We start from the raw sequence: 13,808 nt of genomic DNA, 5'->3' as shown, positions 1-13,808 counted from the left end.
ACGTCGAGGCTATGGTGGCGTGGTCGTCATCGAAGGGGCAGCTGGGTGAGACACGGGGCGCGCAGTCTAGCGGACGCGACGCGGCTCAGTCCTCGCCGATGTCCTCGTTCCAGACGTCCGGATGTGCGGCGATGAAGCCGCCGAGCAGGTCCACGCATTCCTGGCTCTGCAGGTCGACGACCTCGACGCCGCTCTCGCGCAGCCAGTCGATACCGCCCTGGAAGGTCACCGATTCGCCCACCACCACCGTGCCGATGCCGAACTGGCGCACCAGACCGCTGCAGTACCAGCAGGGCGCGAGCGTGGTGACCATGATCGTGTCGCGATAGCTGCGTTGGCGCCCGGCCTTGCGGAAGGCGTCGGTTTCCCCGTGCACCGAGGGGTCGTTCTCCTGCACGCGGCGGTTGTGGCCACAGCCGAGCAGGCGCCCGTCCTGGTGGTAGAGCGCGGCGCCGATCGGGATGCCGCCTTCGGCCAGGCCCTTCCGGGCCTCGGCGATGGCGGTGTCGAGCAGGGCGCGGTAGTCGGGTGTGCTGATCATCGGAGCGGTCTCCTGGATGCGGACGCGCAGTCTGCCCCTGGTCCAGGGCCGGGTCGAGGCTGCGAATTTTTAACAACTGCGTGGCAGAATCCGCGCCCCTCCCTTTAGTGACGCAAGAACACCTATGGAATGGCTGGCCGACCCGACGATATGGATGGGTCTGGCGACCCTGGTGGTCCTCGAGATCATCCTGGGCATCGACAATCTGGTGTTCATTGCGATCCTTGCCGACAAGCTCCCCCCGGAGCAGCGCGACAGGGCGCGTGTGATCGGCCTGACGCTGGCGCTGCTGATGCGGCTGGTGCTGCTCGCGCTGGTCGCATGGATCGCCGGGCTGATCACGCCGCTGTTCACGGTCTGGGGCCAGGCATTCTCGGGACGCGACCTGATCCTGTTGCTGGGCGGCGTATTCCTGCTGTTCAAGGCGACGATGGAGCTGCACGAGCGGCTGGAGGGGCATCAGAGCCAGAGCAATACCAAGAAGGTCTACGCCTCGTTCGGCGTGGTGCTGACGCAGATCGTCGTGCTCGATGCGGTGTTCTCGCTCGACTCGGTGATCACCGCGGTCGGCATGGTCGAGCACCTCGGCGTGATGTATGCCGCGGTCACGATCGCCATGGCGGTGATGCTGCTGGCCAGCAAGCCGTTGACGACCTTCGTCAACAAGCATCCCACCGTCGTCGTGCTGTGCCTGGGTTTCCTGTTGATGATCGGCTTCAGCCTGGTCGCCGAGGGGTTCGGCTTCAAGATCCCCAAGGGCTATCTGTATGCGGCGATCGTGTTCTCGATCCTGGTCGAGGCCTTCAACCAGTGGTCGCGCTTCAACCGCGAACGGCACGTCCAGCAGTTGCCGTTCCGCCAGCGCACCGCCGACGCCGTGCTGCGTCTGCTGGGCACGCGCCCGGAAACCCAGTTCGAGCCGGGCACCCCCGAGGCCCCGCGCGGCGACGGCGGCGAGCAGCTGGAGGCCGCCGAGCACGACATGATCCGCAGCGTGCTGACCCTGGCCGAGCGGCCGGTGTCGAGCGTGATGACGGTGCGCAGCGACCTGGAATGGATCGACGCGACGCGCGGCATCGAGCATGCGACCGCCCGATTGATCGAATCGCCGCATACGCGCCTGCTGGTCTGTGACGGCGAGCTCGACCAGATGCTGGGCCTCGTGCAGAGCGGCGAACTGCTCTCGAGCGTGCTGCAGGGCCGCGCGCTGAACGTCACCGATTTCGTCCGCGAGCCGCTCGTGGTGCCCGAAGGCACGTCGACCCTGCGCGTGCTCGAGCAGATCCGCGCCCATCCGATCCCGGTGGCCGTGGTGGTCGATGAATACGGCAGCATCGAAGGCATGGTCACCGCCAACGACCTGCTGGCGACGATCGCCGGCGATCTGGTCGACACCCGCGACGCGGACTACGGTGCGCAGTGGATCGAGGACGGGGTCTGGCTGGTTGACGCTTCGATGTCGCTGCAGGACCTGGAGCATGCGACGGGCATCACCCTGCCGCGCGATGCGACCTACGTGACCCTCTCGGGCCTGGTGTTGCACCTGCTCGACCGCATGCCGGTCGAAGGCGATGAACTGCGCGTGGAAGGCCAGTTGCTGCGTGTGGAATCGCTGGAACGGCGGCGCGTGGGCAAGCTGCGGATCACGCGATTGCCGGATGAGGGATAATCGGCCCATGAGCGACGAATCCAGCAAGCCCGGTACCACCCATTTCGGCTTCCGCGACGTGCCCACCGGGGACAAGCAGAAGCTCGTCGGCGAGGTGTTCTCCTCGGTCGCCGGCAACTACGACCTGATGAACGACCTGATGAGTCTGGGTATCCATCGGGTCTGGAAGCGGTATTTCGTGGCCACCGCGCAGGTGCGCACCGGCGACCGCGTGCTCGATCTCGCCGGCGGTACCGGCGACATCGCCGCGCTGCTGCGTGAGCGCGTCGGCGACTCGGGCGAGCTGGTGCTCGGCGACATCAACGCCTCGATGCTGCGCGTCGGCCGCGACCGCATGACCGACCGTGGCCAGGTGCGCGGCTTCGGGTACGTGCAGTGCAATGCCGAGACGCTGCCGTTCCCCGACAACAGCTTCGATCTCGTCACGATCGCTTTCGGCCTGCGCAACGTGACCGACAAGGACGCGGCGCTGCGCGAGATGCTGCGCGTGCTCAAGGTGGGCGGCCAGGCGCGCGTGCTGGAGTTCTCGGAAGTGAAGGCCGACTGGTTCAGGCCGATCTACGACTTCCATTCGTTCAAGGTGCTGCCGCGGCTGGGCAAGCTGTTCGCGCGTGATGCCGACAGCTACCAGTACCTGGCCGAATCGATCCGCAAGCACCCGCCGCAGGACGCGCTCAAGGCCATGATGGAGGCGGCCGGCTTCGCCCGCTGCCGCTACCGCAACCTCAACGGCGGCATCGTCGCGATCCACGACGGCTACAAGGCCTGATCGAGCGCGCGGCGCCGCTGCGCCGCGCAAGGCGTCAGTAGGACGCGGTGCCGGCGTCCCCGGGCGACGCGGCCGCCAGCGCGCGCCAGTGCGGCAGCATGGGCAGCGCGCCGACGCGGGCCAGATAGTCGTGATCGACCTCGGTGCCGCGGACCAGCGCCGCGGCGACGTGCACCGCGCCGGTGATCCAGAACGCGCCCGACATCTGCGTGGGCTGGTCGTGATAGGCGACCGCTTCGACGATCGGCGTCGGCAGGCCCCATAGCCCGAGCAGGTACGCCCCGGCGACGCTGTGCGGTACTTCGCCCAGGTCTTCCTGGGGCAGCAGGCGCCCCACTTCGGCGAGCAGGCCCGCGGTCGCGGCGACGCCGGCGCCAACGCCCGGGAGGAGCTGTCCGGCCAGCCACGACGTGCGCAGGGCGCGCTCGCGCAGCCCATCCATCTCGGGCCCGGAGGCGAACACCTCGCTCACCAGCACCATGCGGCGCAGGGCCTCCTTGCCCAGGCGGACCACCGCGGTGCGCAGATCGCAGATCTCGCGCCCCGCCGCGTAGTAGGCCGAATTGCTCAGACGCAGCACGCGCGCCGCCAGCGCCGGATCCTGCGCGGTGATCGCCGTGATCGCGTGGAGGCCGGCTTCGGGGTCGCGCAGCAGGCGCGTCAGCGCGAGATACTGCCGGGGCGCGGCGGGCAGGGTGCCGATGCCCGCGATCACGCGCTTGAGTTCCGGATCATCGAGCAGGCGCTGGAGATCCTGCATGCCCTGCACCGCTGCGGCGATGGTGCGGGTGTCGAGCGGTTCGGCCAGCACGCGCTGGGCGTATTCGAGTGCCTCGACCGCGCGGGCGTTGTCGCCGGACTCCATCAGCACGATGCGCACCGCATGCGGACGACGGACACGGACTTCGTCCAGCAGACGGTTGCAGCGGGGCCAGTCGCTGTCGGCGGAGCACACGAATGCATCGGGCTCGAGCGCGGCGGCGGAACTGCCCGCATCGACGCCGGGCGGAAGCCAGCTGACCCGCCAGTCGAGTCCGCGCGTCGCGAGTTCGTTCTGCAAACGCGTGACCTCGTCACCGTGATCCCACGCTAAGACAAGATGCACGGCATTTCCCTGCGCGACATGAAGAACGGAATCATAGCAATGCGGCACGAGGCTGAATGCCTGCCGGCAATCGCGCACGCACGCGGCCGGGCGTGACGCCCGCGGATGCGCCTGTCGTCGCGGCCCGGGTGGATGCCGCGACCGACCGGGCTCACGCGGCGGCAATCGGCGCCGCGCTGCCGACCGCGTGCCGGTGGTCGTGGATGCTCGCGATGCCAGCGCGGCAGCGCAGGTGGTCAGCCGATGGCCATGACCCGGGCGCGGTGGCGCTCGTAGTCCGACAGCCAGCTGCCGAACTGCGCCAGCGGCAGCGCCGGCGCGTAATAGAAGCCCTGCACCTCATCGCAACCCAGCTTGCGCAGGAAGTCGGCCTGCGGCGCCGATTCCACGCCTTCGGCGGTGACCTGCATATCGAAGTTGCGCGCGATCATCAGGATCGAGCGCACGATGGCCGCATCGCCGCGATCGTCGACGACGTCACAGACGAAGCTGCGGTCGATCTTGACCCGGTCCACGGCAAGGTGGCGCAGCATCGACAGCGAGGCATAGCCGGTGCCGAAATCGTCGTAGGCGACGCGGACGCCGCGCTGCCGCAACGCCTGCAGCGTGGCGGCGGCGGCGCCGTCATCGCGCAGTGCGATGGTTTCGGTCAGCTCCAGTTCCAGACATTCCGGCGGCAGGCCGCTGTCGCGCAGGGCGGCATCGACATGGTGCAGGAAGTCCGCATGCCCGAACTGCGAGGGGAACAGGTTCACGCTTACCGACATCGGGCGGCCGTCGATCCTCGGCCATGTCACCGCGTCGCGGCAGGCGCGGTCGAGGATCCACCAGCCCACGAGCGCGGCGATGCCACTCATCGCCAGCGCATCGATGAAGCCCGCGGGCATCACCAGGCCACGCTCGGGGTGGCGCCAGCGCAGCAGCGCCTCGGCGCCGGCCGGGCGTCCGGTCTCCAGGTGGATCTGCGGCTGGTAGTGCAGTTCGAATTCCCGCTCGTTGAGCGCTCGGCGCAGCTCGAGGTCGAGCCGGCGGCGATCGATGGCGGCGGTCCGCATGCTCGGCTCGAAGCGCCGGAGCACCTGGCCGCGGCTGCGTTTGGCGTAATGCATCGCCAGCTGCGCCCGCGCGACCAGTTCCAGGCTGTCGGTGGCCCCGGTGTCGTCGGGTGTGCCCGGCACGACGGGCGTCGCGCCGCTGTCGTCGTCGGCGGCGTCGAGCAGCACCCCGACGCAGGCATCGAGGTGCACGCGGTGCATGTCGACTTCGCAGGGCTGGGCGAGGTCGAGCAGGATGGCGTTGAGCAGGGCCTCGGTCCCGCGCGGTTTCTGGCCGCGGACCGACAGCGCGATCGCGAATTCGTCGCCGTCCAGGCGGGCCAGGAACGCATCGTCGGGCAGGCGCGCGAGCAGGCGCGCGGCGATCACCTGCAGCATGATGTCGGCCATGCCGGGGCCGAGCGTCACGCCCAGCGAGTGGAAGTTGTCGATGCCGAGCACGGCGACCGCGGTGGGGATGTGCTGCGCCCGGCGCCTATCCAGCGCGCGCAGCAGGCCGGCGCGATTGGGCAGGCCGGTCAGCGGATCTTCGTCCGCACGGGGCGTGTCGAACCGTACTTCGACGTCCTCGGGCGCCGTCTGGTCGGCAGACACGTTCATGCGGCCTCCGCATCGAGGGTGCACACCGGAGTCGCGGCGTGACGTCCGGTGACGCGGCGTATCGCCTCATGTGCCCGGCGCCGAAGCTCGAGCTGATCAGGCCCCCGCCACACGCCGCGGCGGGGGGCAAGGCGCGCGCCGGCCTGAGGCGCCCGACGGGTGGGCAGGCACGCGGACGGGCGAGTGCCCGATCGCGCCTGCACCGCCTGCGGGCGACACATGGCCACCGGTGGCCAACGGCACCCGCCCGACCGGCCTGCGTTCGCCTGCCCGGTCACATCAGCCGTCGGAGCCCTTGGCGGGCTCATGGGCAGCGCGGCGCTCTGAAATTGTCCATTCACGTTTGCATTGTCCGCGATCGGCGGGCTTTCGCCATAGGCGCGGCGCTGTCTGACGGGTCCACGCGGGGATGCACGTTCGAAAACCTGACGGCGTTCACGGAAATGCGGGTCGAGAGGATGCAGGCACTGTTGCAGCCGGCTTCGTGCAAGCGCGGATACGAGCCGGCCGGCGGCGTGCCAAATGCCGGTCGCCGCATACACGGGCCAAAGTCGCCCGCTGGCCGCGCGCTAGACTGTACGTCCCTGTCCGTTGTCGAACCCCAATATGCGATCCAAGCTGGATATCCGCCGGTTCCTGCCGGCGTTGCTGCTCGCCATGCTGGCCGTTGGCTGCCAGCGCGAATCCGGAGACCCCAATCCCGTGAACGCCGCGCCCGGTTCCGCACCCGCCGTCGCGGCGGACCGCGACGAGCATTCCTATGCCGAGCCCGACAAGGTCGTCACCGACGATCTCGCCCTGGACATCGCGCTCGATTTCGACGCGCGCACCATCGCCGGCACCGCGACCTACACCCTGCAGTGGAAGGACCCCTCGGCCACGCAGCTGGTGCTCGATACCCGCGACCTGACCATCGAGAAGGTGGAAGGCGAAACCGCCAACGGCTGGCAGCCGCTGCAGTACACGCTGGCCGAGGCCGATCCCACGCTCGGCAGCAAGCTGACGATCGAGACCCCGGAGCGCAACGCCAAGGTCCGCGTGACCTACAAGACCTCGCCCGAGGCCTCGGGCCTGCAATGGCTCACCCCGGAGATGACCGAAGGCAAGCAGTTGCCCTTCATGTTCAGCCAGTCGCAGCAGATCCACGCGCGTTCGTGGGTGCCGCTGCAGGACACCCCGGCGATCCGCTACACCTACACCGCCCGTGTCACGACGAGTCCGGACGTGATGGTGCTGATGAGCGCCGACAACGATCCGGCCGCGCAGCGCACCGGTGAGTACACCTTCAAGATGCCGCAGAAGATCCCGTCGTACCTGATGGCGATCGCCGCCGGCGACCTGGTGTTCAAGCCGATCTCCGATCGCGCCGGTGTGTGGGCGGAGCCGGCGATGGTCGACCGCGCGGTCGCCGAGTTCGCCGACACCGAGAAGATGATCGAGGTCACCGAGCAGCTTTACGGCCCCTACCGCTGGGGGCGTTACGACCTGCTGATCCTGCCGCCGTCGTTCCCGTATGGCGGCATGGAAAACCCGCGCCTGTCGTTCATCACCCCCACCGTCATCGTCGGCGACAAGTCGCTGGTCTCGCTGATCGCGCACGAGCTCGCGCACAGCTGGTCGGGCAACCTGGTCACGTTCTCCAGCGCCAAGCACGGCTGGCTCAACGAAGGCTTCACCAGCTACGTGGAGAACCGCATCGTCGAGTCGCTGTACGGCAAGGAGGTCAGCGACATGGAGTACGTGATCTCGCGCAATGCGCTGCGCGAGAACATCGCCGGCATGCCCGAGGCCACCCAGGCGCTGGCGGTCAAGCCGGGTACGGAGCTCGACGCCGACGACGCGCTCAGCGCGGTCGCCTACGACAAGGGCGCGTGGTTCCTGCAGTTCCTGGAGCAGCGCTTCGGCCGTGAGAACTTCGACGCCTTCCTGCGCGGCTACTTCGATCACTTCGCCTTCCAGAGCGTCACCACCGAGCAGTTCCTCGCCTATGCCAAGGAGCACCTGTTCGACAAGTTCCCCGGCACCGTGACCGATGCCGAGATCCAGGAGTGGATCTATGCACCGGGCATTCCGGCCTCCGCGCCGCAGGTGATGTCGCGCAATTTCGGCATCGTCGATTCCGCGCGCCTGGCATGGCTGGGCAGTGGCCAGCTGCCCCCGCGCCAGATCACCGATGCCTGGTCGACGCAGGAATGGCTGCACTTCCTCGACAGCCTGCCGCCGACCCTGACCATCGAGCAGCTGGCCCAGCTCGACGAAGCCTACGGCTTCACCGGGACCGACAACGGCGAGATCGCGATGCGCTGGTATCCGCTCGCCGTGCGCAGTGGCTACACGCAGGCGAACGAGGCACTGGCCGAGTTCACCGCGCGCGTCGGCCGTCGCAAGCTGATCATGCCGATCTACACCGCGCTGGTGCAGACCGAGCCCGGCCTGGCGCTCGCCAGGCAGATCTTCGAGACCGCGCGCCCGGGCTACCACCCGATCACCACCGGCTCGGTGGAAGCGCTGATCGCCGGTGCCAAGCCGGCGCCCGCACCGGTGGCCCCTGCGGCCACTGATGCGGCCGCAGACGAGAAGCCTGCACCCGCGAATTGAGTTGCAGGCGATCGGATCCGTGCGCGGCCGCCCTCGTGGCGGCCGCGTGCGTTTCGAGGCCGGCAAGCGCGCTGCCGCGCGAGGGTCGTTCGATCCGCGCCCGGTGACGCGCTAGGCTGCACAGCGCCGCGCGCGAACCCGCCAGCCCGAACAGTGGACGCAACATCCTGATGGTCTCGCCGCGCGGCCGCGGCGCATCGCTGCAACGAGGACGATCTACATGACAACCCGACACCTGCTGGCCACCGGTCTGACCGCAGCACTGCTTGCGCTGACCGCCTGCCAGGATCCGGAGGCCCGCGCCGCTGCCCAGGCCCAGGCGCAGGCCGCGACGAACGAGGCGCAGGCCGCAGCGAGCGAACGCGATTTCGAGTCCGCAGTCGCCACCGAGAACTGGGCGCTGGCCAAGGCCCAGGCCGACGTGCTGCTGGCGCGCTATCCCGACACCGAGGCCGCGGCCCGGGTGCGCGCGAAGTTCGACGAGGTCAAGGCCAAGGGCGACGCGGTGCGCGAGCAGGCGCGCACGCAGGCGCTGTGGTCCTACAACACGGCCAATGTCGAGGGTGGCCAGCAGCTCTCGGCGGCGATCTACGCCCGCGACGAGGTCGATGTCGACGGCAGCGGCGCCAAGCAGGTGCGGCTGATCTTCCGCGACCATCCATCCTGGGGTCGCAGCAGCTACCTCGTGCTGCAGGCCGGCGATTTCGACTGCTATCCCAGCTGCCGCGTTTCGGTGCGTGTCGACGACGGCGAGCCGCGCCGGATGGCCGCGAACCGGCCCCGGACCGACGAAGCCATCGCGATGTTCATCGACGACGAGCGCGCGCTGTGGCGCCTGCTCGACGGCGCCAGCACCGTTGCCATCGAGTTCCCGGTCAAGGCCGGCGGCACCCGGACCGCGGTCTTCGAGGTTGCGGGTCTGGACCGGACCAGACTGCCCGGGTGGAATTGAGCGGGAAGGCCCGCCCCGCTTGCCCGGCCGAGCCGGGCCACCGCAGGAATCCGCGGCTCTGACCGATCCCGGTCCCGCGAGCCGCGCGCTGCGCGGTCCCGAAACGCGACCGGCGCCGCTGCGCATCCCCGGCTGGCAACGGCTGCCGCATCACGCGCAGCTGGCGCGGGCGCACGTTGTGCGCGGGCACGTTGCGCGAAGAGTGCGACGCCTCAGCGGCAATTGGCCTCGGCAATCGCCATGCGCTGATTGGCGGCGTTGCGCTCGCGCGCGGCGGCCCGTTGTTGCGCGTCCCGACTGGCACGCAGGCCGCTGCGGTCCGCGGGGTCGGCCGCATCGCCGCCACGCGCGGCGCGCTGCGTTTCGATCGCGGCCGCGCGGCGTTGCGCGCTGCGGATGCGCGCATCGCTGGTCGGCGTGATGGTGCGCGCTGCCTGCTGCAGGCAGCGCTCGCGAGCGGGATCCCGCGTCGCCGGGGTCTCGATCTGCGCGGGCAGGCGCGACGGCGCATCCACCGGGCGCAAGCTGCCGCTTGCACGTGCGGGTGGTTCAGCGGGATTGCGCAGCTGCTGGGCAAGCGCCGGGAACGAGGCGGCGAGCAGCAGGGTCATCAGCAAGGTGACGCTTCGCATGGGAATCCGGAAGTCCGCGCATGGCGCGCATCTGCCTGACAGATGCCGCTCCGGTGGCGTTGGATCAAGCCGCGCCGCCCCGTGGATTCAGGGGCGGTCGGGGTGCGGGCCCTGACCGGTCGCCTGCCGCATCCGTGGGTTCCAGCTCGGCGACGGGCGACGGCGGCTGTCCGGGCACTTCGGCGGGAATCGCCACCGGCTCGCGCTCCTCGCCATCGAGCATGTGCGCATGCCGCCAGCCGCCCCAGCGGTAGTAGGCGATCGCCAGCAGCATCGCGACGAAGGCACTGACCGGAAAGCTCCACCAGATCGCGTCGATGCCAAGGCTGGGCTGCAGCAGGGTGGCGACCGGCACGCGCACGCCCCACAGGGTGCCCGCCAGGATCAGCAATGGCGCCAGCACGGCGCCGGTCGAGCGCACCACGCCAAACAGCACGAAGGTCACGCCGAAGAACAGGAACGACCAGATCGCGATGCGGTTGAGGTGGCGCGCGGTGTCGAGCGCCACGCTGGCATCGCCGAGGAACAGCGACAGCGCTGCGCGGTCGAGCAGCAGCAGCAGGGTGATGAGCCCGCCGGTCAACAGCAGGTTGAACGCCACCGCGGTGCCGGCGATGCGCGACACCCGGTCCCAGCGCCCGGCGCCGACATTCTGGGCGGCCATCGTCGAACATGCCGCGCCGATCGCCATCGCCGGCATCTGCACATAGGTCCACAACTGCAGCGCCGCGCCGTAGCCTGCGGTCGTGTCGACGCCGTGCACATTGACCATCGAGATCATCGCGATCATCGCCGCCGACAGCATCACCATCTGCAGGCCCATCGGCACGCCCTTGACCAGCAGTGCACGCACGATGGCCCAGTCGGGCCGATAGAGATTCCGCTCGTTGCGGTGGATCCACAACCGGTGCCGGCGGTGACGCAGCCAGCCGAGCAGGGCGGCGAGTCCCAGCGCGTTGGCGATCAGGCTGGCCATGGCCGCGCCGGCCATGCCCATCGCCGGCCACGGGCCGATACCCAGCATCAGCAGCGGCACCATCACGATGTCCAGCGCCACCACCAGCAGCAGGAACAGGAACGGCGTGCGTGCGTCGCCGGCGCCACGCAGGATCGCCGACAGGAACGCGAACGCGTACAGGAACGGCACCGCCAGGAAGATCAGCTTCAGATAGGCTTCGGCGTGCGGCAACGCCCCTGCCGGCGTGCCCATCCACACCAGCACATGCCGCGACAGCGGCAGGCCGATCAGCGCGACCAGTACCGATGCGCTCAGGAAGAACGTCGCACTGGTGCCGATGACCCGCTTGGCGCCGGCCAGGTCGCTGCGGCCGATCGCCTGTGCCACCAGGATCGACGCCGCCATGCCCACCCCGAATACCGCGCCCAGCAGGAAGAACAGGATGTTGTTGGCGTTCGCGATCGCCGCCAGCGCGTCCTCGCCGAGAAAGCGGCCGATCCAGACCGCGTTGACCGAACCGTTGAGCGACTGCATGACGTTGCCGCCGAGGATCGGCAGCGCGAACGCGAACAGCGTGGGCGCGATCGCACCATGGGTGAGATCTCGCGGGCGTGCGGCTGGAGCGGCGGGGGAGGCTGATCGGGATTCCGGCATGTGCGCATTCAACCGGGAAACGGATCGCGGCGCGGTGAGGGCGGCTGCGCTCGCGGTGCGCCGTCGGCAAGTCGCGACGGGGCGGCGGACATGCAACGCGCCCGGAACCTCGGGCCGGGCGGACGCCGCCCGCATGCGTGGACATGTCACCTTGGCGTCGCAATCCGCTGCTGCCACGGGTGATCGCCACTGCGGACCCGGCAGGGTGGTCATGCTCGTCGCGCGCGTCAGATCACGCGACGCAGGGGGGCAGATCGGGGCCGGCATACGACAAGGCGATATCGGTCCGCAGTAGCGCGCCTGGCAGCCTGTCTTTGTCGGCTGACAGGACGATTCTCAGCCCGCGGCCCGGGCCGGGACATGGTGTACCCATTGCCGAACAATGTGCTGGACCGGAGCAACCTGCTTCGCAACAGCGCCGGGAGACCGAAAGCTGATGCAGGCGCGATCCGGGCCGAGCCATTGCAACAGGCGTTGCGGATCTTCAATCGAGTCGTGCGCGATGGAACTCTTCTTGGCGCCCAGGTGCAGGATGAGCTGGAGGGGAACCTTGCCGTTCAAGCGCATGGTGGCGAAGTGTTCGCCGGTGCAGAAGCTGGGGGCATTCCACTTGATCTCTTCCCCGATGTCGTCGGCGGACGCAAGGATCGCGCAGCGCAAAGCTTCGACGTCCCCCCGCAGTGGCGGGGACAGGCCGGCAATGTAGTCGGCCACGGAACCTGCGGAAGGAGACTTGCGACTGCCCATGGCCGCTCCTGCGTGGGTCAGCGCTGGAACCAGATCACGCCGCGAAGTGCGGCTTGAATGAATTGCTGCCACTCAGCTACGGACGGTGAGCCGTGTAGCGTGCGAAGTGCTTCCATTTGCCATCGGGCTGAGCAGCCTCCAGGACGAACAGCCACGTATCCGTGTCCGGGCTATAGGTGAACGTATCGCGGAACGCGCCGCTCTCGTAAGGAATGGTGAACTGCACCGTGTTTCCGGAAACTGATCCGCTACCGTGCGGTACCGAGTACTTTGCCCCAAAACTGTCCATCCAATGAGCGATGACAGTCCCGCTCTCGGTGTCGTAACCGATCAGAACCCGAGCTTCGTACTGCGAGGGCACCTGCACATCATTCATGTGGATTTCGGTGAAAGCGCCCTGGAGCGTAGGCCCCGCGACCATCCGGTAAGTCACCGGCTCGCCCATGACATCTCCAGACATGACCCAGTCACCGTCCAGCGCTTTCAGCGGTGCCGGTCGGTCTGGAATCTTCGGATGGTCTTGGGCGCTCAGCGCGCCTGCGGCGAGAAGCATTGCCGCGCCCACAATTGCTGCAAACCGCATCGAACTTTCCCGGAGTGCTGACGCTTGAATTAGGCCCCGCCGCGAAGCGGGTGCGGCTTGAATGAACTGTCAGCCGTCGTCGCGACGCAGGATTGCCTGCTGTGACTGATGATCGATGGGTGCCGATGTGTGCTCATGGAAGATCTTCCATGAATCTCCAGTCCTGCGCAGGGCCATGGTGGCCCGATTGCTGAGAGATCTGAGCGCTGTGCCGTCAGGCGCCACCGCAGTGTAGGTGAGAATGGCATGGCCAATAGCCAGGTCTTCGGACACAGTTGAATCGGCACTGTCGCAACTAACAACAACACGCTCATCCCCGAGCGATGAGAACCAGCCCGCAGCCATCTCACGCCATGCCGCCAGGCCGTGAATTGACCATGTGCCCCACATGTCAAAGACATGGATGTCCTGGTCATAGAGTGCGGCGAATGCGTCAACATCCTTGGCGAGAACGGCCTCCACATATGCGGCAAGCGCGCGGGAAAATGGATTGTTTTCACCCATTTGCGGGAACCTCTCTGTAGGGGCTAGCACTTAAGTTAAACGCGCCGCGAAGCGGCTGGGACTTCCTTCGATAAAGTGGACACCCGTTGGTTAGGCGCATGTGCGCTCGTACGCGGCGGGTGCGGTGTAACCCAGCGCCGAGTGTAGGCGCTGGTGGTTATAGAAGTCGACGTAGCTGCGGATGGCAGCGTGCAGGTCCTGGTCGCTGGCGAAGGTCTGCCGGTGATACAGATCTGACTTCATGGATTTGTTCCAGGACTCCATGTGCGCGTTGTCGTTCATGCGCTTGGGGCGGTTGACCGACTGGGCGAAGCCTGCGCGCTGTAACTGGCGCTTGAATTCGCCAGCGATGAACTCGATGCCGCGATCGCTATGGAACAATGTGCCCTGCGCGGGCTTACGCGTGCGCAGAGCCGCAGCAAGTGCGCGGCAGGTCAGCGT

13 protein-coding genes are annotated in these 13,808 nt (G+C 68.1%); 4 read left to right on the top strand and 9 right to left on the bottom strand.

The genetic code is table 11. The features are described 5' to 3' along the window. Window positions 1-85 precede the first annotated feature (85 nt). Window positions 86-541 carry a nucleoside deaminase gene (locus EGK76_RS13730; protein WP_123832986.1) on the bottom strand — a complete coding sequence of 152 codons (456 nt, stop codon included), beginning with the start codon at window positions 539-541 and terminating at the stop codon, window positions 86-88. Between the two features lie 124 nt (window positions 542-665). Here EGK76_RS13730 and EGK76_RS13725 point away from each other — a divergent pair, with 124 nt between their 5' ends. Both EGK76_RS13725 and ubiE read left to right on the top strand, forming a co-directional pair. After that, the gene (locus EGK76_RS13725; protein WP_096297105.1) at window positions 666-2,210 is read left to right on the top strand and encodes a TerC family protein; all 1,545 of its coding nucleotides are present in this window, start codon (window positions 666-668) and stop codon (window positions 2,208-2,210) included. Window positions 2,211-2,217: 7 nt separating this feature from the next. Next, window positions 2,218-2,979 (top strand): bifunctional demethylmenaquinone methyltransferase/2-methoxy-6-polyprenyl-1,4-benzoquinol methylase UbiE, encoded by a 762-nt coding sequence (gene ubiE / locus EGK76_RS13720; protein WP_096297106.1) that lies wholly within the window; start codon window positions 2,218-2,220, stop codon window positions 2,977-2,979. 34 nt (window positions 2,980-3,013) lie between these two features. Here the strand turns inward: ubiE and EGK76_RS13715 are convergent, their stop codons facing one another. Both EGK76_RS13715 and EGK76_RS13710 read right to left on the bottom strand, forming a co-directional pair. Then, on the bottom strand, window positions 3,014-4,084 hold the full coding sequence (locus tag EGK76_RS13715) for an HDOD domain-containing protein (RefSeq protein ID WP_123832985.1): 1,071 nt from the start codon (window positions 4,082-4,084) through the stop codon (window positions 3,014-3,016). A 236-nt stretch (window positions 4,085-4,320) separates the two neighbouring features. Beyond that, on the bottom strand, window positions 4,321-5,739 hold the full coding sequence (locus tag EGK76_RS13710; RefSeq protein WP_123832984.1) for a bifunctional diguanylate cyclase/phosphodiesterase: 1,419 nt from the start codon (window positions 5,737-5,739) through the stop codon (window positions 4,321-4,323). Between the two features lie 606 nt (window positions 5,740-6,345). On the opposite strand from EGK76_RS13710, the gene EGK76_RS13705 reads away from it, so the two are divergent. Together EGK76_RS13705 and EGK76_RS13700 are read left to right on the top strand one after the other, a co-directional pair. Next, the gene (locus tag EGK76_RS13705) at window positions 6,346-8,337 is read left to right on the top strand and encodes a M1 family metallopeptidase (protein ID WP_123832983.1); all 1,992 of its coding nucleotides are present in this window, start codon (window positions 6,346-6,348) and stop codon (window positions 8,335-8,337) included. A gap of 220 nt (window positions 8,338-8,557) precedes the next feature. After that, window positions 8,558-9,289: a hypothetical protein gene (locus EGK76_RS13700; protein WP_123832982.1), complete on the top strand. Its 732-nt coding sequence runs from the start codon at window positions 8,558-8,560 to the stop codon at window positions 9,287-9,289. Window positions 9,290-9,501: 212 nt separating this feature from the next. On the opposite strand, the gene EGK76_RS13695 is transcribed toward EGK76_RS13700, so the two are convergent. The 6 genes from EGK76_RS13695 to EGK76_RS13670 all read right to left on the bottom strand — a co-directional run. Then, window positions 9,502-9,921, bottom strand: coding sequence for a hypothetical protein (locus EGK76_RS13695; protein WP_123832981.1), 420 nt, complete (start codon window positions 9,919-9,921; stop codon window positions 9,502-9,504). 64 nt (window positions 9,922-9,985) lie between these two features. Further along, window positions 9,986-11,533 (bottom strand): MATE family efflux transporter, encoded by a 1,548-nt coding sequence (locus tag EGK76_RS13690; protein WP_123832980.1) that lies wholly within the window; start codon window positions 11,531-11,533, stop codon window positions 9,986-9,988. Between the two features lie 336 nt (window positions 11,534-11,869). After that, window positions 11,870-12,280, bottom strand: a complete 411-nt coding sequence (locus EGK76_RS13685) for a DUF1801 domain-containing protein (protein ID WP_123832979.1) — start codon at window positions 12,278-12,280, stop codon at window positions 11,870-11,872. Window positions 12,281-12,356: 76 nt separating this feature from the next. Further along, window positions 12,357-12,863: a DUF1579 family protein gene (locus EGK76_RS13680; RefSeq protein WP_123832978.1), complete on the bottom strand. Its 507-nt coding sequence runs from the start codon at window positions 12,861-12,863 to the stop codon at window positions 12,357-12,359. 69 nt (window positions 12,864-12,932) lie between these two features. Next, window positions 12,933-13,367, bottom strand: coding sequence for a nuclear transport factor 2 family protein (locus tag EGK76_RS13675; RefSeq protein ID WP_123832977.1), 435 nt, complete (start codon window positions 13,365-13,367; stop codon window positions 12,933-12,935). A gap of 90 nt (window positions 13,368-13,457) precedes the next feature. Beyond that, window positions 13,458-13,808 (bottom strand): integrase core domain-containing protein (locus tag EGK76_RS13670; protein WP_148087432.1); only part of this gene is annotated, 351 nt, incomplete at its 5' end.

The organism is Luteimonas sp. 100069 (assembly GCF_003813845.1).
GTDB lineage: Bacteria > Pseudomonadota > Gammaproteobacteria > Xanthomonadales > Xanthomonadaceae > Luteimonas > Luteimonas chenhongjianii.
This window is presented reverse-complemented; position numbering and strand designations above follow the sequence as displayed.

What these genes read in the sequence shown, in the direction of transcription:
- EGK76_RS13710 (WP_123832984.1), bottom strand. Translation starts at nt 5,739, where the DNA reads ATGAACGTGTCTGCCGACCAGACGGCGCCCGAGGACGTCGAAGTACGG.
- EGK76_RS13730 (WP_123832986.1), bottom strand. Translation starts at nt 541, where the DNA reads ATGATCAGCACACCCGACTACCGCGCCCTGCTCGACACCGCCATCGCC.
- EGK76_RS13705 (WP_123832983.1), top strand. Translation starts at nt 6,346, where the DNA reads ATGCGATCCAAGCTGGATATCCGCCGGTTCCTGCCGGCGTTGCTGCTC.
- EGK76_RS13690 (WP_123832980.1), bottom strand. Translation starts at nt 11,533, where the DNA reads ATGCCGGAATCCCGATCAGCCTCCCCCGCCGCTCCAGCCGCACGCCCG.
- EGK76_RS13725 (WP_096297105.1), top strand. Translation starts at nt 666, where the DNA reads ATGGAATGGCTGGCCGACCCGACGATATGGATGGGTCTGGCGACCCTG.
- ubiE (WP_096297106.1), top strand. Translation starts at nt 2,218, where the DNA reads ATGAGCGACGAATCCAGCAAGCCCGGTACCACCCATTTCGGCTTCCGC.
- EGK76_RS13695 (WP_123832981.1), bottom strand. Translation starts at nt 9,921, where the DNA reads ATGCGAAGCGTCACCTTGCTGATGACCCTGCTGCTCGCCGCCTCGTTC.
- EGK76_RS13685 (WP_123832979.1), bottom strand. Translation starts at nt 12,280, where the DNA reads ATGGGCAGTCGCAAGTCTCCTTCCGCAGGTTCCGTGGCCGACTACATT.
- EGK76_RS13675 (WP_123832977.1), bottom strand. Translation starts at nt 13,367, where the DNA reads ATGGGTGAAAACAATCCATTTTCCCGCGCGCTTGCCGCATATGTGGAG.
- EGK76_RS13700 (WP_123832982.1), top strand. Translation starts at nt 8,558, where the DNA reads ATGACAACCCGACACCTGCTGGCCACCGGTCTGACCGCAGCACTGCTT.
- EGK76_RS13680 (WP_123832978.1), bottom strand. Translation starts at nt 12,863, where the DNA reads ATGCGGTTTGCAGCAATTGTGGGCGCGGCAATGCTTCTCGCCGCAGGC.